This is a genomic window from Specibacter sp. NPDC078692, from assembly GCF_040686835.1.
Classification (GTDB): Bacteria; Actinomycetota; Actinomycetes; order Actinomycetales; family Micrococcaceae; genus Specibacter.
The window spans coordinates 126,058-152,619 of sequence record NZ_JBFBLV010000008.1; the positions used below are offsets into that span (position 1 = coordinate 126,058).

Here is a 26,562-nt window from a genome sequence, read left to right on the forward strand (position 1 = left end):
GGATGTGTGGGCCCGAGTTCGACGGCGTTCGGCTCACCCAGGTGAGGCGGGCGCCGTCGTACTGCTTTAACTGTCACTAAACTGAGGGAATGAGCGAACACCACATTAAACGCCTGATCCTGATGCGCCATGCCAAGGCAGCCTTTCCGCTGAACGTGGAAGACCATGACCGGCCCCTGGCCCAGCGCGGCCACAACGAGGCGCCGCTGGCCGGCAAATGGATGGTGGACAACGGTGTGGTGCCCGATTTCATCCTCGTCTCATCGGCGCTGCGGACCCGGCAAACGTGCACCTGGGTGTGCCAGCAGCTGGCCGATGAGGCGCCCACTCCCAAACTGGAGCAGGCGCTGTATCTCGCGGGGGCGACCTCGATGCTCTCGGTCATCAATCATGTTCCGGAGACCGTCAGGACGTTGCTGGTGATCACGCATATGCCGGGGGTGCAGTCGCTGGCGCTGCGGTTGGCCTCGCGTGATTCGGATCAGGACGCCTATATGGATCTGGCGTCAGGGTTCCCCACGAGCGCCTTTGCTGTGTTCGAGCACAGCAGCGACTGGGCCACCCTCGACGGGCAGGACGCCCTGCTGCAGAACTTTGTGGTGCCCCGCCCGTAGCCCCGGGCTCCGCCAGGGAGTGCCCCGCCCACAGGGAGGGCTGGGCGCAGAGCGGGCTTAGGCTTCGATCTCCGGCATCAGCGTCTTGAGGGTCCACGTCTTTTTCTTGTTGACAGCGGCCCAAGCCAGCAGCAAACCCAGCACCATGTAGCCAAGTAGCCCGAGCACTATGGGCAGCAGCGGGGCGAGGTCGGCGCCGTAAATCAGGTGACGCATGCCCTCAACCACATGCCCCATGGGCAGGATCTGGTGCATGATGTGCAGCGGTTCCGGTGTGGTCTGCCAAGGGAAAGTACCGCCAGAGGAGACCAGCTGAAGCACCAGCAAGATCAACACCACAAACTTCCCGGGTGTGCCCATGAGCGCCACAATGCCCTGAATGAGGGCCGTGAACGCAAGGGAAGCGAGCAGCAGCAACCCCAACGTTAGCCACGGGTGGCTCGGTTCCAGGCCTAGACCAAACTTCACTACCGCGTAGAGCAGCAGGGCTTGTGCCGTGGAAACGGCGGCGAACGGCAACCAGCCACCCAGCGCAATCTTCCAGGCGGGAGCGTTGGAAGCCAGGGCCCGGACCGTTAGCGGTCGCATGGCCTGAACCAGCATGAACGCCCCGATCCACAGTGCCAGAACCAAGAAGAAAGGTGCCAAGCCAGACCCGTAGTTGGAGGCCTGCGCTTGAGAGACCGAATCGACGCGGATGGGATCGGCGATGACGCCTGCCGCGTTTTGCTTCTCTTTGTCATTGGGATCTGGAACGGACCCCGCACCGTTGCGCAGCTGCGTGGCGAGCTCGCTGGCTCCTGTGGAGAGTTTGCTGGAGCCGGCTTTCAAATCAGCAACACCGGTGTCGAGCTTCGTGGCACCGGCAGCCAACTGGGTGGCCCCGTCCAGCGCAGTGCTTTGACCGTCAGCAAGCGTCCCCGCGCCCGTGGCGAGCTCACTGGAGCCGGACTTAGCCTGTGAAATCGCCGCAGTCAGGTTCGGCGTGGCAGCTGCCAGCTTCGATGCGCCAGCAGCCACATCGGCAGACCCGGTCGCCAGTTTCTGAATGTCAGCAGCATCGGCGGCGAGCTGATCCTTGAGCTCGGTGATGGACGGGCTCGCGGCAGTTGCCTTCAACGAATCGGTGATTTTAGTGGACTGCTCGGCACTGATAACCCCATCGTTGACGAGCTGCGCGAGCTTGTCATTGATGGCTGCGGTGACCGCGCCATCAAGCTTCCCGGCGGTCCCTGCGGCGTTCTGAACCTTCGTGTTCAGGGTAGCGTTTCCGGCAGCGACGGCGGCAGCCCCATCGGAGAGGGCCTTGGTGTCATCAGGCAAGGTGGCCGTTTGAGTCTCGAGCTGGCCCAAGCCCTTCTCCAGTGCGACAGCGCCAACCTGCAGCTTCTTGGCGCCGGTGACAAGCTGAGTCTGCCCGGCCACGAGCGAATCCGCACCCTTCAGCAGATCAGAACTGCCGGTTTTCAGCGTCCCAACCCCGGTGTCAAGTGTTGCGGCGCCATCGGCTAACTGTTTCGCGCCGTCGGCCGCCTTGACCAGTTGGGCGTGAATGGTGCCGTACCCGGTCAGCAGCGAATTGGCGGTCTGCTCACCCACCTGCTGCGCCACTGAGTCATGGACCTGGGTGGCCACCTTATCCACGATCGAGGTCAGCAGATAGTTATTGGCATCATTGGTGGTCACGCTCATCATGGCTTGGGTGGCCGAATCAAAATTCTCCGGCGAGGCCAGATTTGCCGAGAAATCTTTAGGAATGGTCAGCGCGAATGCGAATTCCCCGCTCCGGACCCCGCTCTGGGCTTCCTCAACGGTGTTCACGAGCTGCCAATCGAACTTGCGCCCCTCCACGAGTGAATCCGCGACATCCTGACCAGCCGTCAGCTCCTTGCCATCCTTGGTGGTCGCTCCCTCGTCCTGAACCACCACGGCTGCCTTGAGCTGATCGAGGTTGCCGTACGGATCCCAATTCGCGTACAGATAAACGGCTCCGTAGAGCAGCGGCACCATGACCAGGGCAACAATGGTCAGCTTCGGCAGGATCCCGCCGGTCATGCGCTTGAGTTCGGATAGGGCCAGGCGGAACACTGTCATGGCTTTTCCTCCGGGGTGGTCTCGTCTGGGGCGTTCGTGGCGGTGGGTTCGGGGTCTGGTGCCGAGGGCGCCGTCATGAGTTTCTCCGTGTCCTGATGGTCGACGTCGGATCGCTCACCTGCCGCTTCCGGCTGCGGCTCGACTTCTGTTTCTGCCGGTGCGGCCTCTTCCGGCGCGTCCACTTCGTGCGTGGCGCCAGTGTCCTCTTTGGGCTCGCCGGTTGCGTCGGGAGCGGCGGCAGGAGGATGATCGGCGTCGTTCTTTGAAAGTTCCTGCTCTGTGGCTGCTTGTTCTATAGGCACGTGGGAGACGGCATTGCCTGCGACAGCGGCCGTTCCGTCCCACTCATCCGGGAGGCGGCCCACCACTCCAATCACGAGCAACGGGCGCGGCGGGGACTCGGTGTGAGCCTCGGGGCCGCGGCCCAGTTCACCAGCCGCAGCGGCTTCCAAGAGGGGTAGCCAGGCGGAAACATCTGCCGTGTGTCGGTCGGGGGAATCAATGACCAGCAGATCCACATCGCGGTTAGCTAAGGCCAGTTCCAGTTGGAGATGCAAGAGCCGATCGGGTTTCAACTCCTCGATCCACTGGTCCAGGACGTCACGGAAGCCATGTTTGACAAGCCATGCCGTGGGGCGGGTGCGGTCGCGGAACTTCAGCGGCACCAAGGCCAGATCCTCTGAGGTCAGGGACCGGGCGGTGAGGTGATGTTCAGGGGCATTGACATTCGGTGAATCGACCAGTGCGCTGCGGCGGCGAAGAGATGCCATGGAGGAATCGTGGCCCAGCACCACAGAGCCACTCGAGGGTTTCATGCGGCCGGACAGCGTCAGGGCCAGAGCCGTACGGCGTTCCTGCCCGTCGGCCTGAATCAGCAAGAGCTCGCCGCGCTGCGCCTGCGCGGTGGTGGCGGGCAACAGGGTGTGGCGCCTCCCTGCAACGTGTAACTGATGGGCAGTGAGCATGGAGCGCTCCTTCGAAGCGGGGCTGACTGGGACAAATTACCAGATCCGACTGGTCAGTACAAAGAAAGCTAGTGAGGCTCATCCTCACATATCCATACTCTTCCGTGCCGACGGTCCAAAAACAATCGAGTGGGCAGTGGATGCGGTCCGGTCCTGTTCGGTGAAGCGAAGCCCGATGCGGTCCGGTCCTGTTGGGTGCAATTCGCTCGTGCAGGGTAGCGGAACGGACGCCTAGGCGTCCAGAGCAGCCTTGAACCAGCTGGTGATGGTGGAGGGGTGCGTGATGGCGGTGCCAACAACCACGGCGAAAGCGCCAGCGTCGAGAGCTGCGCGTGCTTGGGCGGGGGAGTGAATGCGGCCCTCGGCGATGAGCGGCTTGCCCAAGTTTGCGGCGGCGATCTCGGCGATGAGTTCCAAGTCCGGCCCGTCGGTCTTGGGGCGTTCGCCCGAATAGCCGGCCAAGGTGGTGCCGATCAAGTCCGCACCGGCCTCGACGGCGGCAACGGCGTCGTCGAAGGAACCACAGTCAGCCATGACCAAGGAATTGGAGCCGGCGTGCACGCCGGCAATGGTTTCGGCCAACGTGAGGCCGTCCGGGCGTGGGCGGCGGGTGCCGTCGATGGCGACAATGTGAGCTCCGGCGCTGGCACAGGCGAGTGCGTGGCGCAGCGTGGGGGTGATGAAAACGCCGTCGTGCCCGTCTTTCCACAGCCCGATCACGGGAACTTCCACAGCCGCGCGGGCGAACTGGATGTCCGCAATGCCCTGGACACGAATGGCGGCAGCACCGCCTATTACAGCCGAGGCGGCAATCTGGGCCATGGTGCGGGGATCGCGCATGGCCTCGCCCGGGTAAGCCTGTGCGGACACCACAAGCTGTCCTGCAAGCGCATCAAAGTTGGTCATTTTCAGTGTCATGAGTGACTCCTAGGAAAAAGGGAAAACGTATTTAGTGATCTAGGACTAAGGAAGCTGCGCCCACAATGGCGGCCGTATTTCCCAGGCTGGCCCGCACCACCGGCACAGCGGCGAGGGGTGCCAGCAGCTCAGCACGCAGTGCCGCCTCCATGGCATCCCACCACAGTTCGCCGGCATCGGCCAATCCTCCGGACACTACCACCACGGCAGGGTCCAGAATATTTATCAGTCCACCCACTGCCTGGCCCGCCGCCGCGGCAGCAATGGCGATCACGGACAGGGCCAGATCGTCACCGGCCCGAGCCGAGTCAAACACTGCACGGGTGTCAGGCAAAGAGGCACTGCCACCGTTGCGCAGGTAGGCCGCGTGGATGGCGGGCCCGGAGGCGATCGCTTCCACATGGCCTTCGTGGCCACAGGAGCACGGCAGCGCAGTACCACCGTGTATGGCTAGCGGCGAAGCAAAATGCCCCACATGGCCACCCACAAAGTGGGCGCCGAGCACTGGCTGGCCGTTGATGACAAAACTGCCGCCCACGCCTGTACCAAAAGCCACCATGAGGGCAGTGCTCGCACCCTTGCCCGCACCGTGCCAGGCCTCACCGAGCGCATGGGCATGGACGTCATTGACGACGGCGGACGGCAGACCCAGCCTCGCCGTCAGTCCTGCGGTGATCGCCGTTCCGGTCCACCCCACTATGGCGTCGGTGGCTGAGATCACGGTTCCTTCGGCGGCATTGATGACACCGGCAGAGCCAACGCCCACGGCCTCCACGATGGCACCCACCGCTGCGGCGCGTTCAATGAGTGAGGCGATCAAGGCTGCTGTGGCATCGAGAATGGCCTCGCCGCCATCGCGGTTTAGGGTGGGGATTTGCTCCGTGAGCAACACCGAACCGTCCGCTGCCACCACTCCGGCAGCGGTTTTGGTTCCGCCAAGGTCAACACCAACTACGTACCGCATGAAAGATCCTTCAAAGTTCTAAATCAGGCAAAAAAGAATGCCCCTCGGGCGTGTGGGCCCGCGATTGGGCCCACACGCCCGAGGGGCCCCGATACGAATTCGCGCCAGCAGATTCGGCCGGGGAGGGCGTGGGGACTAGATCAGACCCGTGCGCTCAAGGATGACCTTGATGGCTGCGGTCTCATCTTCATCCAGCACGAGCATCGGAGCGCTCATGACGTTGGTCTTGATGATGCCCATGAGGACCAACGCGGTCTTGAACGCGCCCAGACCTGCTGCGTTGCCGGATACGCGGCCGGGCTTCGGGGTGTAGACGATGTTGAAGACGTCGGCAATACGGTCCTGCTCAGCAGCGGCACCGGCCCAGTCGCCAGCGACGGAGAGATCGTACAGGCGGCGGTAAGCCTTCGGGTCAACGTTACCCAGACCCGGGACAACGCCCTGGGCGCCGCCCAGCAGCGCACCGTCAACAACCACTTCGTGGCCGGTGAAGATGTCGAAGTTCGGGATGTCCTTGGCGCCGATGAGCAGCTGGCGGAAGGAAACATCGTCACCGGAGGAATCCTTGACACCGGCGATGACGCCTTCGCGGCCCAGCTCCAAGAGCAGGTCTGTGGGCATCTTGAAGTGGGTGCGAACCGGCACGTCGTAGACGAACAACGGAACGTCAACGGAGGCTGCCACGGTGCGGATGTGGCGGCCGGTCTCTTCGGCGTTGCTGATGGCGTAGTACTGGCTGGTGGCCACGATGCCGTCGGCGCCCAGGGAAACCATGCGCTGTGCTTCTTCAACCACGCGGTTGGTGGTCTGCTCAACAGCACCGACCAAGAGAGGGACCTGCCCGGCATTGACCCCTGCAATGGTGGTCAGTACGGTGTCGCGCTCGGTGTTGGTCAGGTGGGTCACTTCGCCGGAGGAACCGTTGACGAACAGGCCGGTCACGCCGCCGTCGAGCAGGTGGCGGGTGAGGTTTTCCAGCGAGGGGACGTCAATGGCGCCATCAGCTGTGCGGGGGGTGCAGACGGGAGGGATAACGCCCTGGAAACGGGTAGCGACGGTAGTCACGTGAATTGCTCCAAAATTGTATTGATTGAGTGAAAAATTAGATGTGAAGAAGTGACGGCGCTGCGCCGAGGAGCTTCTTGGTGTAGTCATTGCTGGGGTTGTCGAAGATCTGCTCCGCGGAGCCCTCTTCCACAATTTTCCCGTAGTACATGACTGCAATGCGGTCGGAAACGTAGCGGACCGTCTGGATGTCATGGCTGATGAAAACCATGCCCAGGTTCAGTTCGCGCTTCAGATCCGAGAGCAAGTTCAATACCTGCGCGCGGACGGAAACGTCCAGCGCGGAGGTGGGTTCGTCAGCCACGATGATGTCCGGGTCCAAGGCCAGCGCGCGGGCAATTGCCACACGCTGACGCTGTCCGCCGGAAACCTGCGACGGCGTCACCTCGGCTGCCGACTGCGGCAAGCCAACCAGCGAGAGCAGCTCAGCGACCTTGGCCAGGCGGGATGCGCCGTTGCCAATGCCGTGAATGGCCAGTGGGTCAACCAGGATGTCCTGGATAGTCATGCGCGGGTTCAGCGCGGTTGAGGGGTCCTGGAAGACCACAGAAACCGAGCGACCGAACTCCTTACGCATGGCGGCATTGCGCTTGATGGCTGGCTTGCCATGGAAGAGCACCTGGCCGGAGGTTGGGGTCTGCAAACCCACCAGCACGGAGGCCAACGTTGATTTGCCGCAGCCGGACTCACCCACAATGCCCACGGTTTCACCGCGGCTGATAGAGAAGTCCACACCATTGACGGCCTTGACATAGCTGGGCTTGAACAGGCTGCCGGAACGGGTCCGGTGGTGGACGTGTAGGTCCTTCAGCTCAATGACAGGGGTCTTGCCGCTAACGGCTGTTCCTGCTTCTAGCTTGCTCATGAGGCACCTTCCGTATCTGCCCCAGCGGAAACCGCTGTGGCATCTTCGAGCTTGTGGCTGGCCCAGAAGTGGTCGATCGTCTGGCCGTCGCGGACAACAGGAACAAAGGACAGCTTTTGGGCTGGGTCAGCGTCGGGACGCTGGGAACGGCCGGCAAAACGATCGCCGGTGGCAAACTCGCGCGGTGAGGGAACCGTGCCGGGGATCTGATGCAACCGTGCGGCGTCGGACTCGATGGAGAGTACAGCGCCCAACAGGCCACGGGTGTATTCGTGGGTGGGGTGTGCCAGCAGCTCCGACGCCTGACCGGATTCAACCACCTGGCCGGCGTACATGACGGTGATCTTGTGCGCCAGCGAAGCGACCAAGGCAAGGTCGTGGCTGACGAACACCATGGCGAAACCGAGCTGTTCGCGCAGTTCGTTCAACAGATCAACAACCTGCTTCTGAACAGTGACATCCAAAGCGGTGGTGGGCTCATCGGCAACCACAATCTTGGGCGAGCGGGACAGCGCCATGGCGATCAGCACGCGCTGACGCTGACCACCGGAAAGCTCATGCGGGTAGCTCTTGAGCGTACGGACCGGATCAAGCTTGACCAATTCCAGCAGTTCTGCCGGGGTCTTGCGGCCGTTGCGCTTGGTGAGCTGCAACATCTGATCCTTGATCAGCATGGACGGGTTGAGGGAACTCAACGCATCCTGGTAGACCATGGCGATCTGCTCGCCGCGCAAACCTTCGTAGGCCTTGGCTGAGCTGTGCTTAGTCGCAGGATCAAGAAGTTCCTTGCCATCAAACTTGATGGAACCGGTGACCTCGGCGGTCTTGGGCAACAAGCCCATGATGGCGAGGGAGGTGATGGACTTGCCGCAACCGGACTCGCCCACCAAACCCATCGTTTCGCCTTCGCGCACGGTGAAGGAGACGTTGTCCACAATGGCGGTGCGGTCAAAACGGCCGGGGAAGCGGATCGAGAGGTTCTTCACTTCAAGGATCACGCGAGCTTCGGAACCAACCTGCGGGAGACGGTCCGAGCGGGACAGTTCCACAGCCTGCAGGCGAAGCAATTCGGCATCCAGTGCAGCGAAGGGGTTCTCAATCACTGCGCGCGCAGCAGCATCAGCCTTGGCGAGGGCCAGAGCGGCAGCTGCCGAACCGTCGTCGTCCTTCACCGGAGCAGCCTTCTTGATGCGCGGGTTCACCATGGCATCGGTGAGGCCCTCAGCCAGAATGTTCAGCGACAGTACTGTCAACAGGATGACCAGACCGGCAAAGGTGGTTGCCCACCAGCCGCCGGAGAGGACCAGGTTGCGGCCGTAGGAGATGACGTTACCCCAGCTGGGATCGGGATCCTGGATGCCAGCGCCAAGGAAGGACAGTGAGGCTTCAAGGATGATGGCGTCGGCCACCATGACCGTGGCGAACACCAGGACGGGGGCGGCAGTGTTGCGCACAATGTGCTTGAGCATGATGTAGGCGCGGCCTGCACCAATCACGCGCTCGGCACGAACATAGTCTTCGCCGTACTGGGAGAGGACGTTGGCGCGGACCACGCGGGCTAGCTGCGGGGTGTAAATGATGGCGATCGACAAAATGATGGTGGGGACCGAGTTGCCAAAAGAGGTCAGCAGCACGGCGGCCAGGGCGATTCCCGGGAACGCCATCAAGATGTCCATGATGCGCATGATGATTTCGTTGACGGCCTTGGAAGAGGTCGCCGCCAAGGCACCCAAAGTAGCGCCGAGAATGATGGCCAATGCCACAGAGCCAAGGCCGATCATCAGCGAGGCCTGGGCACCGTACATCAGACGAGAGAGTACGTCGCGGCCAATGCGGTCGGTACCAAACCAGTGAATGCTGCTGGGGGCCTGGGCAGGATCGCCGGTCTCCAGCGGATCATGCGGGGCAATGAAGGGTGCCAAGATGGCGACGAGGGCAATGAAGACCAGAAAAAGCAACGCCAGTTTGGAACCAAAGGTCAGGGCCTTGAAGCGCAGGCCTGGCGCGCTGAGCCGTTCGGCTAGTTTGCTACGCATGACTTAGACCGTCCTGATTCGGGGGTTGATGAGCAGGTAAAGCAGGTCCACCAGGATGTTGACGATGACGAAGGTTATGGCGATGACCAGAACAACGCCCTGGACCAGGTTGGTGTCCACGCTGGTGATGCCGTTGAGGATCTGCTGTCCCATGCCGGGCAGGGAGAAGATCATTTCAATCACGACGGCGCCACCGAGTAGGTAGCCAATGCGCAGACCCAGCACGGTCACCGGGGTGACAAGGGCGTTGCGGAGCACGTTCTGAGAGACAACGGTCCGGTAGGGGACGCCGTTGCCGATCGCGGTGCGGACGTAATCGCGGTCTAGTTCCTCAACCATGGAGGTACGCACCACACGGATCAGGGATGCCGAAACGGGAATAGCGAGGGCCAGTGCTGGCAGTGACATGGAACTCAGCCAGCCGATGAACCCGTCGTCGGGGTTGGCGAGGCCGCCGGAGGGGAACCAGGAGTTGTCGCCGAGCGCGAACCACTGGATCAGCAAGATGCCCAACCAGAAGGATGGGGTGGCGATGGCGGCGACTGAGAAAACGCGGATAGCTTGATCTACCCAGGTGTCGCGGTACAGGGCTGCGAGGACACCGAATAGCAGCGAGATGACGACGGCGATCAGAACGCCCAAGAAGGTCAGCTGCAAGGTGACGGGGAAGGCGCTGGCAATCACTTCGGTGATGGGCTTGGCCGGAGGCAGCGTGGTGCCAAAATCGCCCGTAATGAGCTTGCCGAGATAATTAAAGTATTGAATGAAGAGGGGATCGTTTAGTCCGTTGACCTCACGGTATTGGTCGAGGGCCTCTTTTGAGGCGCCTTCGCCCAAGGCTGCTACGGCACGGTCGCCAGGAGCGAACTGCAGCACCACGAAGACGAGCAGGGTTACACCCAGGATCATCAACGGTAGTGCTGCGAGCCGGCGTCCCAGCAGTCGCAAAAAGTTTGCCAATGTACTTACTCCGGTTCTATTTGCAACAGCACAGAAGGGGGACTGTGGGCTGCGTCATAGGATAAATGGTTTCAGACCAGAGGGGCCGTGGCCAAGGAGCGGCCACAGCCCCTCTGGTCTGTGTTGAAACGGTCTTGCTAGGCCGTGCGGCCGACCCCGATGAAGGAGATGCCGGTGGTCGGCAGCGGCTGGAAGCCGGTGAGCTTCTTGGAGTCCCAAGCTGTGGGCAGCTTGCGGTGGAAGATCGGGTACAGCGGCGCTTCTTCGGCGACAATGTTGATGATCTCGCTGTAGAGCTTCTTGGCGTCAGCCTCGGAAGCGGCGAGGGCTGCATCCAGCTTGGTCTGAACTTCCTTGTACTCTGCGGAATCGCTCCAGGCGAAGCGGTTCTTGGCCCAGGTATCGCCGCGGTAGAACCAGCTCAGCAGGATGTCTGCGTCGTTGCCGAAGACGGAGGGATCGCCGGGGGCAGCCAAGATGTCGAAGTTCAGGCCACCAACCTTCTCCGGACCGTAGACAGCAGCCGAAGCCAGCGGCTCCAGCGTGGTCTCAACACCAACGGCGTCCCAGTTCTTCTTGATGAGCGGGATGACATCCTTGACCCAGGCGGTGTCGGTGCTGGTCAAGGTAACCTTCAGGTCCTTGACGCCAGCAGCTTCGAGCATCGACTTGGCCTTATCGGCGTCGAAACCGTAGACCGTGGCAGCCTTCTGGTAGTTGGGGCTGCCTTCCTGGAAGTAGGAAGTTGCAGCGGCTGCGTTGCCCAAGAGTGCGGTCTTGATGATCGCATCCTTGTCCAGGGCGTAGTGCAGTGCCTGGCGAACTTCCTTCTTGTCGAAGGGAGCCTTGGAGAGGTTGAACATGAGGAACATGAGGCCGAAGGACTGGACCGACTCAACGTCAACCTTGTTCTTGAGCGCGTCAACATCCAGGTAGGGGACGTCCTCGATAGCCTGAACACGGCCGGACTGCATGGCGGTAACGCGTGCCGAAGCATCGGAGAGCAGGAACCAGGTCATGTCCTTGGCCAGGGCCGGCTTCGGGCCGTTGTAGTCGTCGTTGCGAGCGAAGACGATCTTGTCATCCTTGGCTGCTGAAACGAACTTGTAGGGGCCGGTACCGACGGGCTTGGCGTCGAAGGCCTTCTGATCTGCTGAGGCAACAGCCTTGGGAACAACCTTGACCACGGAGATACGCGGGCCGAAACCAGCGAATGCGGTGTTGAGCTTGAACTCAACGGTCTTATCGTCGATGGCCTTAACGCTGTCGATGAAGAAGATGAACTGTGCGAACAAGGCCTTGTTGGCCGGGTCCAGCACACGCTCGAAGGAGTAGGCAACGTCTTCGGTGGTGACGGCGGTGCCGTCGTGGAACTTGACGCCGTCGCGGATGGTCACCTGGTAGGTGAGGTCATCGATCTTCTTGGGATCTTCCTTGGCGAGAGCGTTGTAGGGCTCACGCGTTGCCGGGTGGAGTTCCACCAAGCCTTCGAAGATGTGCAGGTTTGCGGCCATCGGGGTTGCACCCGAGGAGCTCATGGGGTCAAATCCAGTGGACAGCGAGTAAGAGATGCCAGCTTCGATGCTGAGATCCGTGTTGGCTGCCGCGGAGGAATCCGTGCCGGTGTTGGTGTCGTTGGATGAGCCGCAAGCGGCCAAGGTGGCGGTGAAGGCCGTTGCTGCACCAAGGACGCCAGCGGCCTTGAGGAAGGTGCGCCGCGATGCCGGGGTCGCAGGCAGGTTCTGAAGAGTATTGCTCATTCTGTTGACTCACCATTCATCTAATAGTTATCGGATGTAGGACGTCCGATGCTTATACTGAAACTGTAATAGCGATCACATGGGTTGGTCAAATGCTCTGAGATCTCATTTTGGTATCAATGCGCCTAGTCCAGGAGCTAGCTGATTTCTCGTGGTTCAGCTGACTGAACTGCTTGGCGGTAGTGTGTCAGATTACAGGAGCGCACCAGGACATCCGATATCCTATGGTCTGGAACACGTGGGCGAGTAGGTGGCGGCACGGCCCATAAATGGCACTATTGCAACGATTTATTTTGATGGCGGCAGGAGCGAATTTGCCCCAAAGTTTCGCCAACGAAGTGATAAATGTCAGTCCCTGCAGCGTTAGTTTCTGAGGAGTTTTGTTGCCTATTTCAACCATTGTGCCAAAGGCCCGGTTCAGTGCACAGGCGCGTTTGCGTGCCCTGCAAGCTGACATTATGGAGCTCATCCTTGACCGGGACCTAGATGCAGGTGACCCGATGCCCACCGAGAGCGAGCTCTGTGAAGTTCTCGGCGTTGGCCGTAACACCCTCCGTGAATCGTTGAAGGTCCTGCAGGCCCTGGGTGTCATTGAGATCCGACACGGATTTGGCATGTTTGTGGCACCCAGCAATTTTGACGCTCTAGCCGATGGTCTGACCTTCCGTGGCCGGTTATCGCTGCGCCATGAGGGTTTGGAAGCATTGCAGCTGGTAGATATTCGCCAAGCCCTCGAATCCGGTCTGATCAGCTCCTCCATCGCTCTGGTCACTCCCGAACACTTGTTGCTCATTGAAGCCACAGTCGTCAAAATGGAGGAGCTGGCCGCGCGAGCTGAGCCTTTTGCCGAGACTGACGCCGAGTTCCATCGTCTGCTGTTCGAGCCGCTGGGCAATGATTTGCTGATGAACCTCATGAGCGTTTTCTGGAAGGTTTATAGGAAGATCCACGTGGAAATTGGCACCGGCGGGCTGGACCTCGCCCATACTGCGGGCGAACACCGGGCAATCTACGACGCCGTTGCTGCCAAGGACGGGCTGCGTGCTGCTGAGCTGCTGAGCCGCCACTTCGACGGCATCCGTAAGAAGATCCAGAAGTTCGTCGCGTCCGATTAGTCCCCAGCTGCTCCCAACTTAACCGCCGCCGGCGCGTCTGTTAAGTTGGATCCCTCGCAGTTGTGGGCCCATCTTTACGTAATACTGTGATGCATGAGTGTACGAAAAGTTGTCCTCGGCGACCATGAAATCGTCACGACCGACACCGATGAAGCGGCCGGCCGTACCTTTCTGCTGGTCCACGGCATTGGTATGGGCATCTCCTACTTTGCCCAGCTCAGCTCCGAGCTGGAATCCTATGGCCGGGTGGTTGCCATCGACCTGCCAGGATTTGGTGACGCAGCCGAACCTGAAGCCGCTATGACCATGGCTCAAATGGGTGCCCTGCTCATCGAGTTCGTCGAGGTTGAAGATCTCGGTAGACCGGTATTGGTAGGCCATTCCATGGGCACCCAGGTCGTTGCCGAAGCCGCCGCTCAGCGCCCGGACCTGTTCCCTGAACTGGTGCTCGTGGCCCCCACCGTCAATCGCCTGGAACGCAGCATTAGGAGGCAGAGCTGGCGCATGATGCAGGATCTTTTTGGCGAAAGCCCCAGCGTCATTTCCGTCGGTGCCCAAAACTATGCCAAAACCGGGCCGCGCTGGTTCGTCAAGAAGCTTCGCACCATGATGACCCACACCATCGAAGACACCCTTCCTCATATTCAAGCGCACACACTGGTAATTCGGGGCAGTCGCGATCGGATCTGCCCGCGGAGCTGGGTCGAGGAAGTCACCGAGTTGATCCCGGATGCCACCATGGTTGAGGTTGCCGGCCGCGGCCACGAAACCATGGTCAAGGACGGTGCGTGCGTGGCCGAATATATTGTGGCGCACGTGGGCGCTGCATGATTTCCGCGCAGCAGCTGGGGTGGTGGGCGCTGGACTACCTGTACGCAGGCCGGCAGCAGCTGGTCTCCCTCTTTCGCCCCAGTCTTCCCGCCCGTTATAGCGCCGGGGATCCCCGTTTGCCGCTCGTGGTGCTGCTGCCCGGCGTGTACGAGGGGTGGCTGTTCCTTGAGCCCGCCGCCTCCCGGTTGAACGCCTTGGGATATCGTGTGGTTTCGGTCCCAGGTCTGGGGCTGAACCGCCGGTCCGTGCCGGATTCCGCCGCTCTAGTCACCAAATTTCTCGCCCAGCTGGGTGACACTCACGGTGACGCTCACTGTGACGCAGGGTGCATTTTGGTGGCGCACAGCAAGGGCGGGCTGATTGGAAAGCGGGTCATGCTTGATGCGGAGCTGTCCCTTGACGCCATTGTGAAGCACGACGCCGGATCACCAGTCCCAGCCGCATCCTCCCCGGCGGAGGTGCTGGGGCTGGTGACGGTGGCAACCCCATTCTCCGGTTCGCCCTATGCCCGGTATCAACTGTCACGGACCTTGCGCGATTTCTCTCCGGTGGATGCCGTGCTGCTGGCTCTGCAGGCCGAGACGGCACTGAACCACAAGGTTTTCTCAATCTATCCGGAATTCGATCCGCATATCCCTAGTGGGAGCTATTTGGCGGGCGCGGTCAATATTGAGCTGCCGGTGGCCGGTCACTTCCGGACCTTGCAGGATGAAACAGTTCTGGAAGCTGTCCTACACTCCGTAGCGGAGATTTCGGGGGAACGCTGAGCGCTTCCGGAGTTTGAAACTGCAGCTGATGCGATGGATCGTGCCGATTTGTCGCATCAGCTGCAGTCTGGAATTCAGTGGGGCCGCCAAACCGCATGAGCTGCAGTCTGGATGTATTCCAATACGCCCTAGCCCAGCTTTCGCACACAAGTATGACTTTCACACACACGTATGATTAAACGCTTGGTTAAACGAAAGAGTCCCAAGCCGAAGCTTGGGACTCTTTCATCAAGTGCGCGCGAAGGGATTCGAACCCCCAACCTTCTGATCCGTAGTCAGATGCTCTATCCGTTGAGCTACGCACGCATATTCTGTTTCTTTGTTTCTTTGTTGACCCTCGGGCCGTGAATAACTCTAACCCACCTTGGGCGGAGAGTACAAATCGGAAGGGCCGTAAATCGCGGTGTTCCCCACCACTAGACCGGTATAGGTGATGTGGCTCACAATTGCTAAGCATCACAAAGTTGGAAAAGCCCGAGAATACAAGGAACTAACCGTGGCCTTCGGGAGCACATCCCATGTCCGATGCCGAAGGGGGCCGAGAAACGGGCCATAGCATTTAGACACCACCTACCACCCAATGAAGGGACACACGATGGGCAACGCGCCAGTGCAGGAATCCGTTGAGCAGGCAATGACTACCCACGAGGGCCTTGCCGCCTGGGTAGCTGAGGTTGCTGCTTTAACCTTGCCGGAGAGCATCCGCTGGGTAGACGGGTCTGCGCAGGAATATGCCCTGTTGACGGACAACTTGGTAAACGAGGGTACCTTCACTCGTCTGAACCCGGAGCTCTTCCCCAATTCCTTCGCAGCCTTCTCGGACCCCAAAGATGTGGCCCGAGTAGAGGACCGCACCTTCATCTGCTCCGAAAAGGAGCGCGACGCCGGCTTCACCAATAACTGGATGGACCCGGCCGCCATGAAGGCGATTCTGGATGAAAAGTTCGCCGGCAGCATGCGCGGTCGCACCATGTACGTCATCCCGTTCGTTATGGGCTCGATCGATGCTGAAGATCCCAAGTTCGGCGTGGAGATCACCGACTCCGCCTACGTGGTGGCTTCCATGCGCATCATGGCCACCATCGGCACCGATGTTTTGCGCAAGATCGAGGACACCAACGCGTTCTTCGTGCCGGCGCTGCACTCCGTAGGGGCACCGCTGGCTGACGGTGAAAAAGATGTTGCTTGGCCCTGCAATGACGAGAAGTGGATTGTGCACTTCCCCGAAGAGCGCTCCATCTTCTCCTTTGGCTCCGGCTACGGCGGTAACGCCCTGTTGGGCAAGAAATGCCTCGCGCTGCGCATCGCCTCGGTCATGGCCCGCGACGAAGGCTGGCTCGCCGAGCACATGCTAATCCTCAAGCTCACCAGCCCAGAGCAGAAGAGTTACCACGTGGCTGCAGCTTTCCCCTCGGCCTGTGGCAAGACCAACCTGGCCCTGTTGGAACCGACCATCCCCGGCTGGAAGGCCGAGACCTTGGGCGATGACATCAACTGGATGCGCTTTGGCAAGGAAGGTGAGCTGCGTGCAGTGAACCCGGAAGCTGGCCTGTTCGGCGTAGCTCCCGGCACCGGCTGGGCCACCAACCCCAACGCCATGGCTGCGATCGTCAAGGGCAACTCCATCTTCACCAATGTGGCTCTGACTGACGACGGCGGCGTTTGGTGGGAGGGCATGACCACCGAGGTGCCCGCTCACCTGACGGATTGGCAGGGGAATGACTGGACGCCGGATTCCGGCCGCACCGCCGCGCACCCCAACTCCCGCTTCGCCACCCCGATCGATCAGGTCGACATGTTATCCAAGGACTACTTCAGCCCCGAAGGTGTTGAAATCAATGCCATCCTCTTTGGCGGTCGCCGCAAGACGACCATCCCCTTGGTTACCGAAGCTCGTGACTGGACCCACGGCATCTTCATGGGATCGACCCTTTCCTCGGAAACCACCGCTGCCGCTACGGGCGCCGTCGGCGTAGTGCGCCGCGACCCCATGGCCATGCTGCCCTTCATCGGCTACGACGCCGGCGACTACCTCAACCACTGGATCAGCCTCTCAGCGAAGGCCAACCAGGCTCGGCTGCCCAAGATCTTCTTGGTCAACTGGTTCCGCCGCACAGAAACGGGCGGTTTCGCATGGCCCGGGTTCGGAGAGAACAGCCGCGTCCTTAAGTGGGCCATTGAGCGTATCGAGGGCAAGGCCGACGCCGTGGAAACACCCATCGGCTTCATCCCGACCCCCGAGGCGATCGACATCGATGGCTTGGACGTTACGGAATCGGACTTGAAGGAAGCGCTGAGGGTGGTTCCGGCTGAATGGGACGCTGAGCTCAAGGGCATTGACGAGTGGTACAGCCGCTTCGGCGACTCCCTCCCGGCTGAGCTCTCCGCTGAACTCAGCAGCCTGAAGGAACGCTTCGCCGCTTAACGGAAAAAATGCGCCCGTCCCCCATAAATGCGCCCTGTCTACGGGGCGCATTTATGGGGGACGGGCGCGGAATCCAACCGGTGGGGTCAGTTTGCGGCGCCGGCCAGCCAAACGTCGGGGCCGAAGACCTCGTAGTGGATCTTCGTCGACGGGATGCCGGCCTCGATGGCCTGATTGCGGATTGCCTTCATGAAGGGCAGCGGCCCGCACACATACATGGAAGCGTCGGCCGGCAGCTCCAGGCCGTCAAGAGTCATGAAGCCCTTATTGAAACCGTCGGTGGGCTCCTCGAGCCAGAGCTGCAACTGGGCGCCGTCGATGGCTTCAACGTCGGTGGTCATCTGATCGCGCAAGGCCCATGCCTCAAGATTCTTCTCAGCGTGCAGCACCAAAATCTCGCGGTCCGCGCCTGCCGTGGCCAACGCCCGCAGCGCCGATGCGGAGGGGGTGCAGCCAATTCCTGCCGTTGCAAACACGACCGGGCCCTCGCCGTCGAGCGTCACATCGCCATAGGGATTGGAAAGTTCGACGACGTCCCCCACCTTCACATCGCGGTGCAGCACAGGTGAGACCTCACCGCCGTCGTCGCGCTTGGTGGTGAAAACGCGGCGGGTGGTGGACTCCACATCGGCCGAGAGCGAGTACTGGCGGACCTGCAGCAGGCCGTCGGGCAGGGCCACCTTGACGCTGACAAACTGGCCGGGGCGGGCGACGGTGGCCGGGGTGGAATCTGCCGGCTCGAGTACGAACGTCATGGCGTCGGTGCCGGCGGGGTTCTTTTCAACAACCGTCCAGGGCATCCACATCTTGTCATTGGCCTGGAGTGCGTAGAGGCCCTTTTCAATCTTGATCAAGGCGTTGGCCATGAGCCAGTACACCTCGGTCCAGGCTTCAGCGATCTCTGCTGTGATGACGTCGGCGAGCTCCTCGGCAATGGCCTCGAAGAGGTATTTGTAGACGATCTGGTATTGGTCTTCGGTGATTCCCAAGGCCGTGTGCTTGTGCGCGATGCGGCTGAGCAACTGCTCTGGAATGAGGTTCGGATTGGCCACCAAGGCTGATGCAAAACCGGCGATGGAAGCTGCCAAGGCCTTTTGCTGTTCCCCGTTATTCTGGTTGGCACGGCTGAACAATCCGTCGAGGAGTTCAGGGTGTGCGGCAAACATGCGGCTGTAGAAGTTCGGGGTGATGGCGCCCAAACGCGAACCGACCAAAGGGAGCGTGGCAACAATGAGTGGTCGCGATTTTTCCGAAAGCATCTTTACTCCTTGGATAAAAGTCATGGTGACAAATCCAAAGTAGCATTTGAAATGCGAGTTTAAATTCGCAATTTCTACAGAACGTAGAAAAAAGCCGGAGTGGCGCGGTTTAGCCCGGGCGCGATGTGCTCAAGGTCACAGGAATGGGGCCGTTGTTGGTCTTCCTGGCAAGGCTATAAATGGTCACGTTGTCTAGCGAAGCGTAGAAAGCCTCGCGGGCATGATTGAGGGCACCGCGAAGGCCGCAATCGTGCACCAACGGGCAATCGCCCATATCGGTTTGGCATTCGGCGACGTCCGTGTGGTCATCGAGCACACGCAGGACCCGGCCCACAGTGGCCTGCTTTCCGGAGAGGGAGATGCGCACACCACCGCTGCGGCCGCGGATGGCCTCCACAAGCCCCATTTGACGCAGCTTGAGCACAGCCTTGCTGACGTGGTTGTAGGGGGTTCCTACCTGTTCGGCGAGTTCTCGCGTGGTGGGCAACTCGTCGTCGGGCATGGAACTGAGCACCATCAGGAGCCGCAAGCTCACATCCGAAAAGGAGTTAATCCGCATGGTTTATTGCCATATCGCGATCTCGCCCGCTTCCAGGAACGGGTTACCGAACTCCCAGCCTGAGGGCGACTGACGGTAGGGGCGCACAGCGGAAACGCTCACACCCGTGCTGTGCTCGGCCATCACGTGGATGGCGTCGGTGGCGTCGTCCGGCAAATGGATGTCACAGACGACGGCGGCCGCCCGGTTTTGTTCGCGTTGCTGGCTCAGTGCCTCGAACAGGTCCGCCACCATCACATCGGCGTCCAGCTCTTCCTCTCCTTCGCCTTCTACAGCGTTGGGGGAGACGGCCACCAAGCTCAGGTCACCCTCGTTGCTCATGACCAAGCCGACCGGCAGGAAGGCGCCGTGGGTTTCCAACTGCTCCCCGGCCACACCCAAAGCGGTGCCAATGAGTTTATTCAGGTCGTCTTGCACCAGCTTGTCTGCTTCAGACTGTGCTGACGTCTCGGGTGTGTTCGACTCCATGCGTACTCCTGTATAAGTGGGGATGTGGTGCTGTGCTGCGTGCTGCGTTACCGGATTGCCGGGTTAGCGGCGGACCAGTTCGAGGACGGCGTCGCGGATGTCGGCCATGGTTACGGCGTCCACTGCCTCGGCGTTCAGGCGCAGGAAAGGCTCTGTATTGGAGGCGCGCAGATTGAACCACCACGTGCCGTCCTTCGCGGTAAACGTGATGCCATCCAGCTCATCCACCACCACGTCATCGCGTGTATAGGCGGCGCGGACGCGGGCTACGGCGGACGGTACGTCAGCGAGTTGTGAGTTGATCTCACCGCTGGAAACGTACGGCTCGTACTCGCGACCCAATTCGGACAGTGGACCATCCTGCTCGCCCAAGGCAGCCAGCACATGCATGGCGGCCAACATGCCGGTATCGGCATTGAAGAAGTCGCGGAAGTAGTAGTGAGCGGAGTGCTCGCCACCAAAAACGGCGCCCTCGGCGGCCATGGTGGCCTTGATGAAGGAGTGACCCACACGCGTACGGACGGCCCGGCCGCCGTCGTGCGTGATCAGTTCCGGCACCGCGCGTGAGGTGATCAGGTTGTGGATGACGGTGGGATGTTCCTCGCCCAGTGCCTTCACGCGGGCAATCTCGCGGCGGGCCACCAAGGCGGTCACGGCCGACGGTGACAGGGGCGCCCCCAGCTCATCGATCACGAAGCAGCGGTCGGCGTCGCCGTCGAACGCCAGTCCAATGTCCGCGCCATGCTCTACCACGGCTGCCTGCAGATCCACCAAGTTGGCCGGCTCCAGAGGGTTGGCGGGGTGGTTCGGGAAGGTGCCGTCGAGCTCAAAGTAGAGCGGGATGATCTCAAAGGGCAGACCCGGCAGCAGGGTGTCGCCCAGGACCGCGGGGGTGGTCATGCCCGCCATGCCGTTGCCGGCGTCGACCACGATCTTTAGCGGGCGTGAGCTGCTGAGGTTCACGAGCTTGCGCAGGTATTCGGAGTAGTCCTTGAGGACGTCGGCGGTGCCAATCGTGCCAGCGGACTCGACGTTGCTCGGGAGGCCGTCGTTGAGGTACTGCTGGGCCAGGTCACGAATTTCCGTGAGCCCGGTTTCGGAGGAAAGCGGGACGGCGCCGGCCTTGGTCATTTTCATACCGTTGTATTCGGCCGGGTTGTGGCTGGCGGTGAAAACCACGCCAGCGGATTTGAGCACGCCCGAGGCGAAGTACAGCTCATCGGTGGAAATTAGGCCCAGCAACTGCACATTGGCGCCGCGGCTGGCAGCACCCTCGGCAAAGGCTTGGGAGAACTCGGGGGAGGAAGGGCGCATGTCCCCGCCCACCAAAATGTTCTGGCCAGCGAGCCCCAGCACCTCAACAAACGCAGCACCCACGGCCTTGACCGAGGGGGCAGTAATAGTCTCGCCCACGATCCCGCGGACGTCGTACGCTTTGAAAGAACTGGACAGGTCAACCGGCGAATTTTCTTCAGTAGTCACCCTGCCATCCTACCGCCGGGGAACAAACGGTGAAGTTGTCCACAGTTTGCGCCCAGGGGCAGGTGAATGTCGGTGGCCGCTGGAATACTGGTGAATATGACAACGCAACCAGCTTCCGGCCCGACCGCCGCACCTGCCAGTGACTTGCCGTCCCGAACCAGAGGCCAGGCGCTGGAGGTACTGCGAGCATTGGTGGGCAGGCCGGATGCCGAGTTCCACGACGGCCAGTATGAGGCCATCGAGGCATTGGTCGACGCCGGACGCCGCGCCTTAGTTGTGCAGCGCACCGGTTGGGGAAAGTCAGCCGTGTACTTTGTGGCCTCGTTGCTGCTGCGTGCCCGTGGTGCTGGCCCCACCTTGATCGTCTCGCCGCTGTTGGCCCTGATGCGTGACCAGGTTGCCGCTGCTGAGCGGGCCGGGGTGCGGGCCATGGCCATCAACTCCGCCAATGCCACGGAATGGGGAGAGATCTCTGCCGCCTTGGCCGCCGATGAGGTGGACGTGTTGCTGGTATCCCCGGAACGGTTGACCAACCCGTCGTTTCGGGAAAATCAGCTGCCCACGCTGATCCGCCGCACGGGGCTGTTGGTGGTGGATGAGGCCCATTGCATTTCTGACTGGGGCCATGATTTCCGTCCCGATTACCGCCGCATTGCGGACCTGATTGCGCAATTGCCTGCTTCGGTTCCCGTGCTCGCCACCACAGCCACGGCCAACTCTCGGGTGGTGGCTGACATTGAAGAACAGTTGGGAACCGGGGTCTTCACCATCCGCGGCCCGCTGGCCCGAAAGTCGCTGCGGCTGGGAGTCTTGCGGTTGGCAGATTCCCGCGATCGCCTCGGCTGGTTGTTGACGCACCTGGCGGAGCTGCCAGGCAGCGGCATCATTTACACCTTGACTGTTTCTGCTGCCGAGGACACGGCGCGTTTGTTGGCTGGGGCCGGGCATGTGGTCAAGGCTTACACGGGCCGCACCGACACCATGGAACGCGAGGCGTTGGAAGAGGCGCTGAAGAACAACCAAGTGAAGGCACTGGTAGCCACGAGCGCTCTGGGTATGGGGTTCGATAAACCAGACTTGGGATTCGTAGTGCACTTGGGAGCGCCGTCGTCCCCGGTGGCCTACTACCAGCAGGTGGGCCGTGCCGGCCGTGGCAGTGCGAACGCCGATGTATTGCTGTTGCCCGGAAGTGAGGATGCGGATATTTGGCGCTACTTTGCCACCGCCTCCATGCCAGCGCAGGACAAGGCCATGGCGGTGCTTTCCACCTTGGGCGAGTCACCCCGGGCCATGTCCACTCCTGCGCTGGAAGCCAGAGTCGATTTGCGCCGCACGCCGCTGGAGTTGCTCTTGAAGGTTTTGGCTGTGGATGGCGCGGTCCGCCGGGTGTCCGGTGGTTGGGAATCGACGGGACAGCCGTGGGTTTATGACGAGGAGCGTTACCGCCGGATTGCCCAGGCCCGGGTAGATGAACAGCAGTCCATGGTGGAGTACGAGCGCATGGCCGGCTGCCGCATGGAGTATCTGGCGGCAGCGCTCGATGACGAAACCGCAGAACCTTGCGGCCGCTGTGATAACTGTGCAGGCCGCTGGTTCAACGGCGAGGTGATTTCCAGCGCCGCCGAGGCCGCCGGGGAATCACTGCGCCATGCCGGCCTGCCTTTGGACCCCCGGGCCATGTGGCCCACCGGAATGGACAAATTGGGTGTTCCGGTCAAGGGCAAACTCAAAGCCGGCGAGGTGGTTTCCGCTGGCCGGATTCTGGCTAGGCTCAGTGATCTGGGGTGGGGCAATGCGCTGCGCAGCATGTTTGCTGCTGGGGCTCCGGATGCACCCATTGATGCAGGCATGGCCCAAGCCGTGGTAGCAGTGCTGCGCGAGTGGGGTCAGCATGGCTGGGAAGGTGCCGGACGCCCGGTGGCTGTGGTTTCCATGCCGTCACGTACCAAGCCGGTGCTGTTGCAATCATTTGCCCAAGCGATCTGCGAGATCGGCCGCTTGCCGTATTTAGGCCAGATGTCGCTGGAATTTGGTGGACCTACTGGGCAGCGCGGCGGCAATAGCGCCTACCGTTTGGCGGGGGTGTGGGATCGCTTCGCGGTGGGGCCGGAACTGGCTGCCGCGCTGGCTGCAAATCCGGGTCCGGTGCTGCTGCTCGACGATCTGGTGGACAGCCGCTGGAGCCTCACCGTGGCTGGTCGAGCCCTACGTCTGGCTGGGGCGGAGCAAGTCCTGCCACTAGTGCTGGCCCAAGCCGGCTAACGCGCCCACTCCACTCAAAAACGCTATCCCACCTTTGGTGCGTTTTCTGGCGACGCTATCCCACTAAAAGGTGGCACAAGTAAGTGATGGCCGAACAAAAGCGTCCGGCCATCACTTACTTGGAGTGGGGAGTTACTCGACAGGTCGCAGGCGCAGTGCCTGCATGCCGCCGTCCACTGCAATGGAGGTTCCTGAGGTGGAACCTGACAGCGGGCTGGCCAGGTAGGCGACGGCGCCGGCAACTTCCTCGGCGGAGACCAAACGTCCATGCGGCTGCCGGGCACTCAAGGCAGCACGCTCGGCTGCCGGATCGTCGGCCTGCGAGAGTAGGCGGCCAATCCACGGGGTGTCAGCGGTTCCGGGGTTGACGGCGTTGACGGCGTTGACGCGGATACCTTCACGCAGGTGATCGGCGGCCATGGCCTGAGTCAGCGACAACACGGCGCCCTTCGTAGCCGAGTACAGGGCGCGTGCGGGCAGGCCAGCTGTTGCTGCGATCGATGAGATGTTCACAATCGAGGCGCCGGAAGACTTGCGCAGGTACGGCATAGCAACCGGCTAACCCTGTGGGCTAAGACTCATTGTGACGGCTCATCGGGATGTCGGATACCAGCTTGGGTTCCAAACTGCAGCAGATGCGATTCCGGGGTTCCAAACTGCAGCAGATGCGATGAATCCGCCCGAAATATCGCATGATCTGCAGTTTCGAATCCCCGGTGCCAGTAATCCCGACTCCCGGGTGCCAGTAATTCCAGCACGCCCGGAACGCAAAAATACACCCCTCGACGAATCGAGGAGTGCATTTTTTGGCGGAGACGGGGAGATTTGAACTCCCGGTGGAGTTTAACCCCCACACTTCATTAGCAGTGAAGCCCATTCGGCCGCTCTGGCACGTCTCCAACACTGGCTAAGGTAGAAGCCCCTAACCAGCATCCCAAACTTTACCCAGTAATAGGCCCTCAAAGCAAAACGAGGGCCGGGTGCGCCAAAATTACAGCCCGCCAGTCAGCGCCCGCCACAAAAACTCGTGCGACGCCGTATGCAGCCGGGCAGCCTGCTCATTGTTGCCGGCGCCCGCGTGGCCGCCCTCCAGCGCCTCATGGAACCAGACGGGAATGCCTATGGATTCCATCCGTGCCGCCATCTTCCGGGCCTGCACCGGACCCACCCGATCATCGGAGGTTGCGGTCCAAATGAACGTGGCCGGGTAATGAACCCCAGAGCGCAGCAAATGGTACGGCGAAAACGTTTTGATGAACTCCCACTGCTCCGGCACATCCGGGTCGCCATACTCGGCAATCCACGACGCCCCCGCCGACAGCTTCGTGTACCGGCGCATATCCAGCAACGGCACCCCGCAGGAAATCGCTCCGAACAATTCCGGATACTGCGTGAGCATATTGCCCACCAGCAACCCGCCGTTGCTGCCGCCTGCGCAGCCCAGATGCGCCGGGGCAGCCACCCCGCGCGCCGACAGATCGCGGGCCACGGCGGCGAAATCCTCGTACGCGCGGTAACGGTTCTCCTGCAGCGCGGCCGTGTGCCAGCTGGGCCCGTATTCGCCACCGCCGCGGATGTTCGCCACCACGTACACGCCGCCGCGCTCCAGCCACGTGCGTCCCACCGCGCCGCTGTACGACGGCGTCCGCGATACCTCAAACCCGCCGTAACCACCCAGCAAGGTGGGGTTCGCTCCGTCGAGCTTCAGGTCCTGTGGCCCCACCTGGAAGTAGGGCACGCGGGTGCCATCGGCGGAGGTGGCAAAGTGCTGCTCCACGCGGTAGTTTTCCGCCGGGAAGAACGACGGCGCCTCCCGCACCACCGTTGCAGCCGCACCGGGGGTGCCGCCCGGGGTCAGCGAGCCGCGCAGCACCGTGGTGGGGGTGAGGTAGCCGGAAGCGACCAGCCAGTAATCGTTGCCGGCGTCGGGATCTTCGTCGTCCACGGCAAAGGCGTCCACCGAGTGCAACGGCGGGCAGGCGTCCAGTTCCGTGGCGGCCCAGTTCGCGGCCGGGTCCAGCACCAGGATCTTGGAGGAGACATCGGAGAGCAAGTTCAGCAGCAGGAAGTCACGGGTCCAGCTCCACGACTGCAAAGAAACAGACGCCGAGGGCGCAAAAATGGTGGTCAGCGAACGGCTGCCGGCCATGAAAGCGTCCAGTTCGATCGCCAGCAGAGTTCCAGCGCCATAGACTGTGCCGTTCTCGGCGCCGGAAACGTTCCAGTCAGTGCGCGGGCGCAACAGCAGCCACTCGTGGTGGAGGGAGACGTTCATGTCATCAGGGACATCGATGTGCACCCAGTCATCGCCCACGCGCAGGTAGCTGCGGCTGTTGTAGAAGTCCAAAACGTCGTAGGCGAGGTCCCGCTCGAATCCCGGGGTGCTGCTGTGCGAGACGCCACCGCTGAGGTGATCCAGCGGGACGGAGAACAACGGCTCCTTCGCGGCCAGCTGGGCCAGGGAATCCCCGCGACGCAGGACGCGTGCAGCGGACGGGTAGGAGGAGGTCGTCATGGACCCTTCGCCGGTATCGGTGCCCACGTAGAGTGTGTCTGCATCCACCCAGCTCAGCCGGGTCTTGGCGGCCGGAAGCTCAAATCCGCCCGCCACAAAGGTGCGTGTGGCAAGATCGAATTCCCGGTAGGCCACCGCGTCGCCGCCATCGGGGGAGAGTGCCACCATGGCATTGCGGTACTCCTCGCCGGGAGCGGGCCGCAGGAAAGACGCACCCGCCCACAGCCATTGCTCATCTTCGGCGACGCAGAGCGCATCAACATCGAGCAGCACATCCCAAACGGGCGTATCACTGAGGTAGCTCTCCCACGAGGTGCGGCGCCATAGCCCGCGCGGGTTCGTCTCGTCGCGCCAGAAGTTGTAATACCAATCGCCGCGCTTGGACACCATGGGGATCCGGTCCTTGGAGTCCAGGACTTCTAATACCCGTGCTTCCAGAGCCTTGTATGCGGGGTTCACCAGAGTGGCGTCGGTGCGCTCATTGTGCTCGCGGACCCAGTTCATGGCGTCCTCGCCGTGGATGTCCTCCAGCCACAGGTTTTCATCGGCGGGCTCGGGGGACTGCTGGGACGTGTGGGACGCGGTGGGCTCGGGTGCAAGTGTGGGGCTCGTGGCAGCTTCAGTCATGGCACCATCTT

20 protein-coding genes, 2 tRNA genes and 1 pseudogene are annotated in these 26,562 nt (G+C 61.6%); 6 read left to right on the forward strand and 17 right to left on the reverse strand.

The window, feature by feature from the left end; translation table 11 throughout:
* Nucleotides 1-89 precede the first annotated feature (89 nt).
* Entirely contained in the window at nucleotides 90-614 is a 525-nt protein-coding gene (locus tag AB0O97_RS08255) for a histidine phosphatase family protein (protein WP_363841610.1), read from the forward strand.
* Nucleotides 615-671: 57 nt separating this feature from the next.
* On the opposite strand, the gene AB0O97_RS08260 is transcribed toward AB0O97_RS08255, so the two are convergent.
* The 9 genes from AB0O97_RS08260 to AB0O97_RS08300 all read right to left on the reverse strand — a co-directional run bounded on the left by AB0O97_RS08260 (nucleotide 672) and on the right by AB0O97_RS08300 (nucleotide 12,241).
* Nucleotides 672-2,708, reverse strand: coding sequence for a YhgE/Pip domain-containing protein (locus AB0O97_RS08260; RefSeq protein WP_363881636.1), 2,037 nt, complete (start codon nucleotides 2,706-2,708; stop codon nucleotides 672-674).
* Nucleotides 2,705-3,673 (reverse strand): ABC transporter ATP-binding protein, encoded by a 969-nt coding sequence (locus tag AB0O97_RS08265; RefSeq protein ID WP_363881638.1) that lies wholly within the window; start codon nucleotides 3,671-3,673, stop codon nucleotides 2,705-2,707. The genes AB0O97_RS08260 and AB0O97_RS08265 overlap by 4 nt, the downstream gene beginning before the upstream one ends.
* Before the next feature lie 231 nt (nucleotides 3,674-3,904).
* Nucleotides 3,905-4,591, reverse strand: coding sequence for an N-acetylmannosamine-6-phosphate 2-epimerase (locus AB0O97_RS08270; RefSeq protein WP_363841602.1), 687 nt, complete (start codon nucleotides 4,589-4,591; stop codon nucleotides 3,905-3,907).
* Nucleotides 4,592-4,622: 31 nt separating this feature from the next.
* A complete protein-coding gene (locus AB0O97_RS08275) occupies nucleotides 4,623-5,555 on the reverse strand; it encodes an ROK family protein (RefSeq protein WP_363881640.1) in 933 nt (310 codons plus the stop codon).
* A gap of 135 nt (nucleotides 5,556-5,690) precedes the next feature.
* Nucleotides 5,691-6,620: a dihydrodipicolinate synthase family protein gene (locus tag AB0O97_RS08280; protein WP_363881642.1), complete on the reverse strand. Its 930-nt coding sequence runs from the start codon at nucleotides 6,618-6,620 to the stop codon at nucleotides 5,691-5,693.
* Nucleotides 6,621-6,657: 37 nt separating this feature from the next.
* Nucleotides 6,658-7,485, reverse strand: a complete 828-nt coding sequence (locus AB0O97_RS08285; RefSeq protein WP_363881644.1) for an ATP-binding cassette domain-containing protein — start codon at nucleotides 7,483-7,485, stop codon at nucleotides 6,658-6,660.
* Nucleotides 7,482-9,521, reverse strand: a complete 2,040-nt coding sequence (locus tag AB0O97_RS08290) for a dipeptide/oligopeptide/nickel ABC transporter permease/ATP-binding protein (protein WP_363881646.1) — start codon at nucleotides 9,519-9,521, stop codon at nucleotides 7,482-7,484. Before AB0O97_RS08290 ends, AB0O97_RS08285 begins: the two co-directional genes overlap by 4 nt.
* Before the next feature lie 3 nt (nucleotides 9,522-9,524).
* Nucleotides 9,525-10,481: an ABC transporter permease gene (locus tag AB0O97_RS08295; RefSeq protein WP_363881648.1), complete on the reverse strand. Its 957-nt coding sequence runs from the start codon at nucleotides 10,479-10,481 to the stop codon at nucleotides 9,525-9,527.
* 137 nt (nucleotides 10,482-10,618) lie between these two features.
* Nucleotides 10,619-12,241 (reverse strand): ABC transporter substrate-binding protein, encoded by a 1,623-nt coding sequence (locus AB0O97_RS08300; RefSeq protein ID WP_363841584.1) that lies wholly within the window; start codon nucleotides 12,239-12,241, stop codon nucleotides 10,619-10,621.
* A gap of 383 nt (nucleotides 12,242-12,624) precedes the next feature.
* On the opposite strand from AB0O97_RS08300, the gene AB0O97_RS08305 reads away from it, so the two are divergent.
* The 3 genes from AB0O97_RS08305 (at nucleotide 12,625) to AB0O97_RS08315 (ending at nucleotide 14,954) form a co-directional block, all read left to right on the forward strand.
* A complete protein-coding gene (locus AB0O97_RS08305) occupies nucleotides 12,625-13,356 on the forward strand; it encodes a FadR/GntR family transcriptional regulator (RefSeq protein ID WP_363881650.1) in 732 nt (243 codons plus the stop codon).
* A gap of 93 nt (nucleotides 13,357-13,449) precedes the next feature.
* Entirely contained in the window at nucleotides 13,450-14,187 is a 738-nt protein-coding gene (locus AB0O97_RS08310; RefSeq protein WP_363881651.1) for an alpha/beta hydrolase, read from the forward strand.
* Nucleotides 14,184-14,954 (forward strand): alpha/beta hydrolase, encoded by a 771-nt coding sequence (locus AB0O97_RS08315; protein ID WP_363881653.1) that lies wholly within the window; start codon nucleotides 14,184-14,186, stop codon nucleotides 14,952-14,954. Before AB0O97_RS08310 ends, AB0O97_RS08315 begins: the two co-directional genes overlap by 4 nt.
* A 233-nt stretch (nucleotides 14,955-15,187) precedes the next feature.
* On the opposite strand, the gene AB0O97_RS08320 is transcribed toward AB0O97_RS08315, so the two are convergent.
* Nucleotides 15,188-15,260, reverse strand: a tRNA-Arg gene (locus AB0O97_RS08320).
* 289 nt (nucleotides 15,261-15,549) lie between these two features.
* Between AB0O97_RS08320 and AB0O97_RS08325 the strand changes: the two genes are divergently transcribed.
* Entirely contained in the window at nucleotides 15,550-17,379 is a 1,830-nt protein-coding gene (locus AB0O97_RS08325; protein ID WP_363881654.1) for a phosphoenolpyruvate carboxykinase (GTP), read from the forward strand.
* 86 nt (nucleotides 17,380-17,465) lie between these two features.
* On the opposite strand, the gene AB0O97_RS08330 is transcribed toward AB0O97_RS08325, so the two are convergent.
* The 4 genes from AB0O97_RS08330 to AB0O97_RS08345 all read right to left on the reverse strand — a co-directional run bounded on the left by AB0O97_RS08330 (nucleotide 17,466) and on the right by AB0O97_RS08345 (nucleotide 21,147).
* Nucleotides 17,466-18,638 (reverse strand): globin domain-containing protein, encoded by a 1,173-nt coding sequence (locus AB0O97_RS08330; RefSeq protein ID WP_363841570.1) that lies wholly within the window; start codon nucleotides 18,636-18,638, stop codon nucleotides 17,466-17,468.
* Nucleotides 18,639-18,747: 109 nt separating this feature from the next.
* Nucleotides 18,748-19,197: an Rrf2 family transcriptional regulator gene (locus tag AB0O97_RS08335; protein ID WP_363881656.1), complete on the reverse strand. Its 450-nt coding sequence runs from the start codon at nucleotides 19,195-19,197 to the stop codon at nucleotides 18,748-18,750.
* Between the two features lie 3 nt (nucleotides 19,198-19,200).
* Complete coding sequence (locus tag AB0O97_RS08340; protein WP_363881658.1) at nucleotides 19,201-19,665, reverse strand: hypothetical protein; 465 nt, start codon at nucleotides 19,663-19,665, stop codon at nucleotides 19,201-19,203.
* A 63-nt stretch (nucleotides 19,666-19,728) separates the two neighbouring features.
* The gene (locus tag AB0O97_RS08345; protein WP_363881660.1) at nucleotides 19,729-21,147 is read right to left on the reverse strand and encodes a phosphomannomutase/phosphoglucomutase; all 1,419 of its coding nucleotides are present in this window, start codon (nucleotides 21,145-21,147) and stop codon (nucleotides 19,729-19,731) included.
* Between the two features lie 96 nt (nucleotides 21,148-21,243).
* Here AB0O97_RS08345 and AB0O97_RS08350 point away from each other — a divergent pair, with 96 nt between their 5' ends.
* Complete coding sequence (locus tag AB0O97_RS08350; protein ID WP_363881662.1) at nucleotides 21,244-23,409, forward strand: RecQ family ATP-dependent DNA helicase; 2,166 nt, start codon at nucleotides 21,244-21,246, stop codon at nucleotides 23,407-23,409.
* Nucleotides 23,410-23,541: 132 nt separating this feature from the next.
* On the opposite strand, the pseudogene AB0O97_RS08355 reads toward AB0O97_RS08350, so the two are convergent.
* The 3 genes and pseudogenes from AB0O97_RS08355 to AB0O97_RS08365 form a co-directional block, all read right to left on the reverse strand.
* Nucleotides 23,542-23,961, reverse strand: a pseudogene (locus AB0O97_RS08355) (SDR family oxidoreductase); the annotation flags it as partial.
* Nucleotides 23,962-24,216: 255 nt separating this feature from the next.
* A tRNA-Ser gene (locus tag AB0O97_RS08360) sits at nucleotides 24,217-24,308 on the reverse strand.
* Nucleotides 24,309-24,400: 92 nt separating this feature from the next.
* Nucleotides 24,401-26,551, reverse strand: coding sequence for a prolyl oligopeptidase family serine peptidase (locus tag AB0O97_RS08365; RefSeq protein WP_363881664.1), 2,151 nt, complete (start codon nucleotides 26,549-26,551; stop codon nucleotides 24,401-24,403).
* Between the last annotated feature and the right edge of the window lie 11 nt (nucleotides 26,552-26,562).

Bases quoted from the DNA above. Each gene is read 5' to 3' on its own strand.
- AB0O97_RS08255 (WP_363841610.1), top strand. From the start codon at position 90: ATGAGCGAACACCACATTAAACGCCTGATCCTGATGCGCCATGCCAAG.
- AB0O97_RS08260 (WP_363881636.1), bottom strand. From the start codon at position 2,708: ATGACAGTGTTCCGCCTGGCCCTATCCGAACTCAAGCGCATGACCGGC.
- AB0O97_RS08265 (WP_363881638.1), bottom strand. From the start codon at position 3,673: ATGCTCACTGCCCATCAGTTACACGTTGCAGGGAGGCGCCACACCCTG.
- AB0O97_RS08270 (WP_363841602.1), bottom strand. From the start codon at position 4,591: ATGACACTGAAAATGACCAACTTTGATGCGCTTGCAGGACAGCTTGTG.
- AB0O97_RS08275 (WP_363881640.1), bottom strand. From the start codon at position 5,555: ATGCGGTACGTAGTTGGTGTTGACCTTGGCGGAACCAAAACCGCTGCC.
- AB0O97_RS08285 (WP_363881644.1), bottom strand. From the start codon at position 7,485: ATGAGCAAGCTAGAAGCAGGAACAGCCGTTAGCGGCAAGACCCCTGTC.
- AB0O97_RS08290 (WP_363881646.1), bottom strand. From the start codon at position 9,521: ATGCGTAGCAAACTAGCCGAACGGCTCAGCGCGCCAGGCCTGCGCTTC.
- AB0O97_RS08300 (WP_363841584.1), bottom strand. From the start codon at position 12,241: ATGAGCAATACTCTTCAGAACCTGCCTGCGACCCCGGCATCGCGGCGC.
- AB0O97_RS08310 (WP_363881651.1), top strand. From the start codon at position 13,450: ATGAGTGTACGAAAAGTTGTCCTCGGCGACCATGAAATCGTCACGACC.
- AB0O97_RS08315 (WP_363881653.1), top strand. From the start codon at position 14,184: ATGATTTCCGCGCAGCAGCTGGGGTGGTGGGCGCTGGACTACCTGTAC.
- AB0O97_RS08325 (WP_363881654.1), top strand. From the start codon at position 15,550: ATGGGCAACGCGCCAGTGCAGGAATCCGTTGAGCAGGCAATGACTACC.
- AB0O97_RS08330 (WP_363841570.1), bottom strand. From the start codon at position 18,638: ATGCTTTCGGAAAAATCGCGACCACTCATTGTTGCCACGCTCCCTTTG.
- AB0O97_RS08335 (WP_363881656.1), bottom strand. From the start codon at position 19,197: ATGCGGATTAACTCCTTTTCGGATGTGAGCTTGCGGCTCCTGATGGTG.
- AB0O97_RS08340 (WP_363881658.1), bottom strand. From the start codon at position 19,665: ATGGAGTCGAACACACCCGAGACGTCAGCACAGTCTGAAGCAGACAAG.
- AB0O97_RS08350 (WP_363881662.1), top strand. From the start codon at position 21,244: ATGACAACGCAACCAGCTTCCGGCCCGACCGCCGCACCTGCCAGTGAC.
- AB0O97_RS08365 (WP_363881664.1), bottom strand. From the start codon at position 26,551: ATGACTGAAGCTGCCACGAGCCCCACACTTGCACCCGAGCCCACCGCG.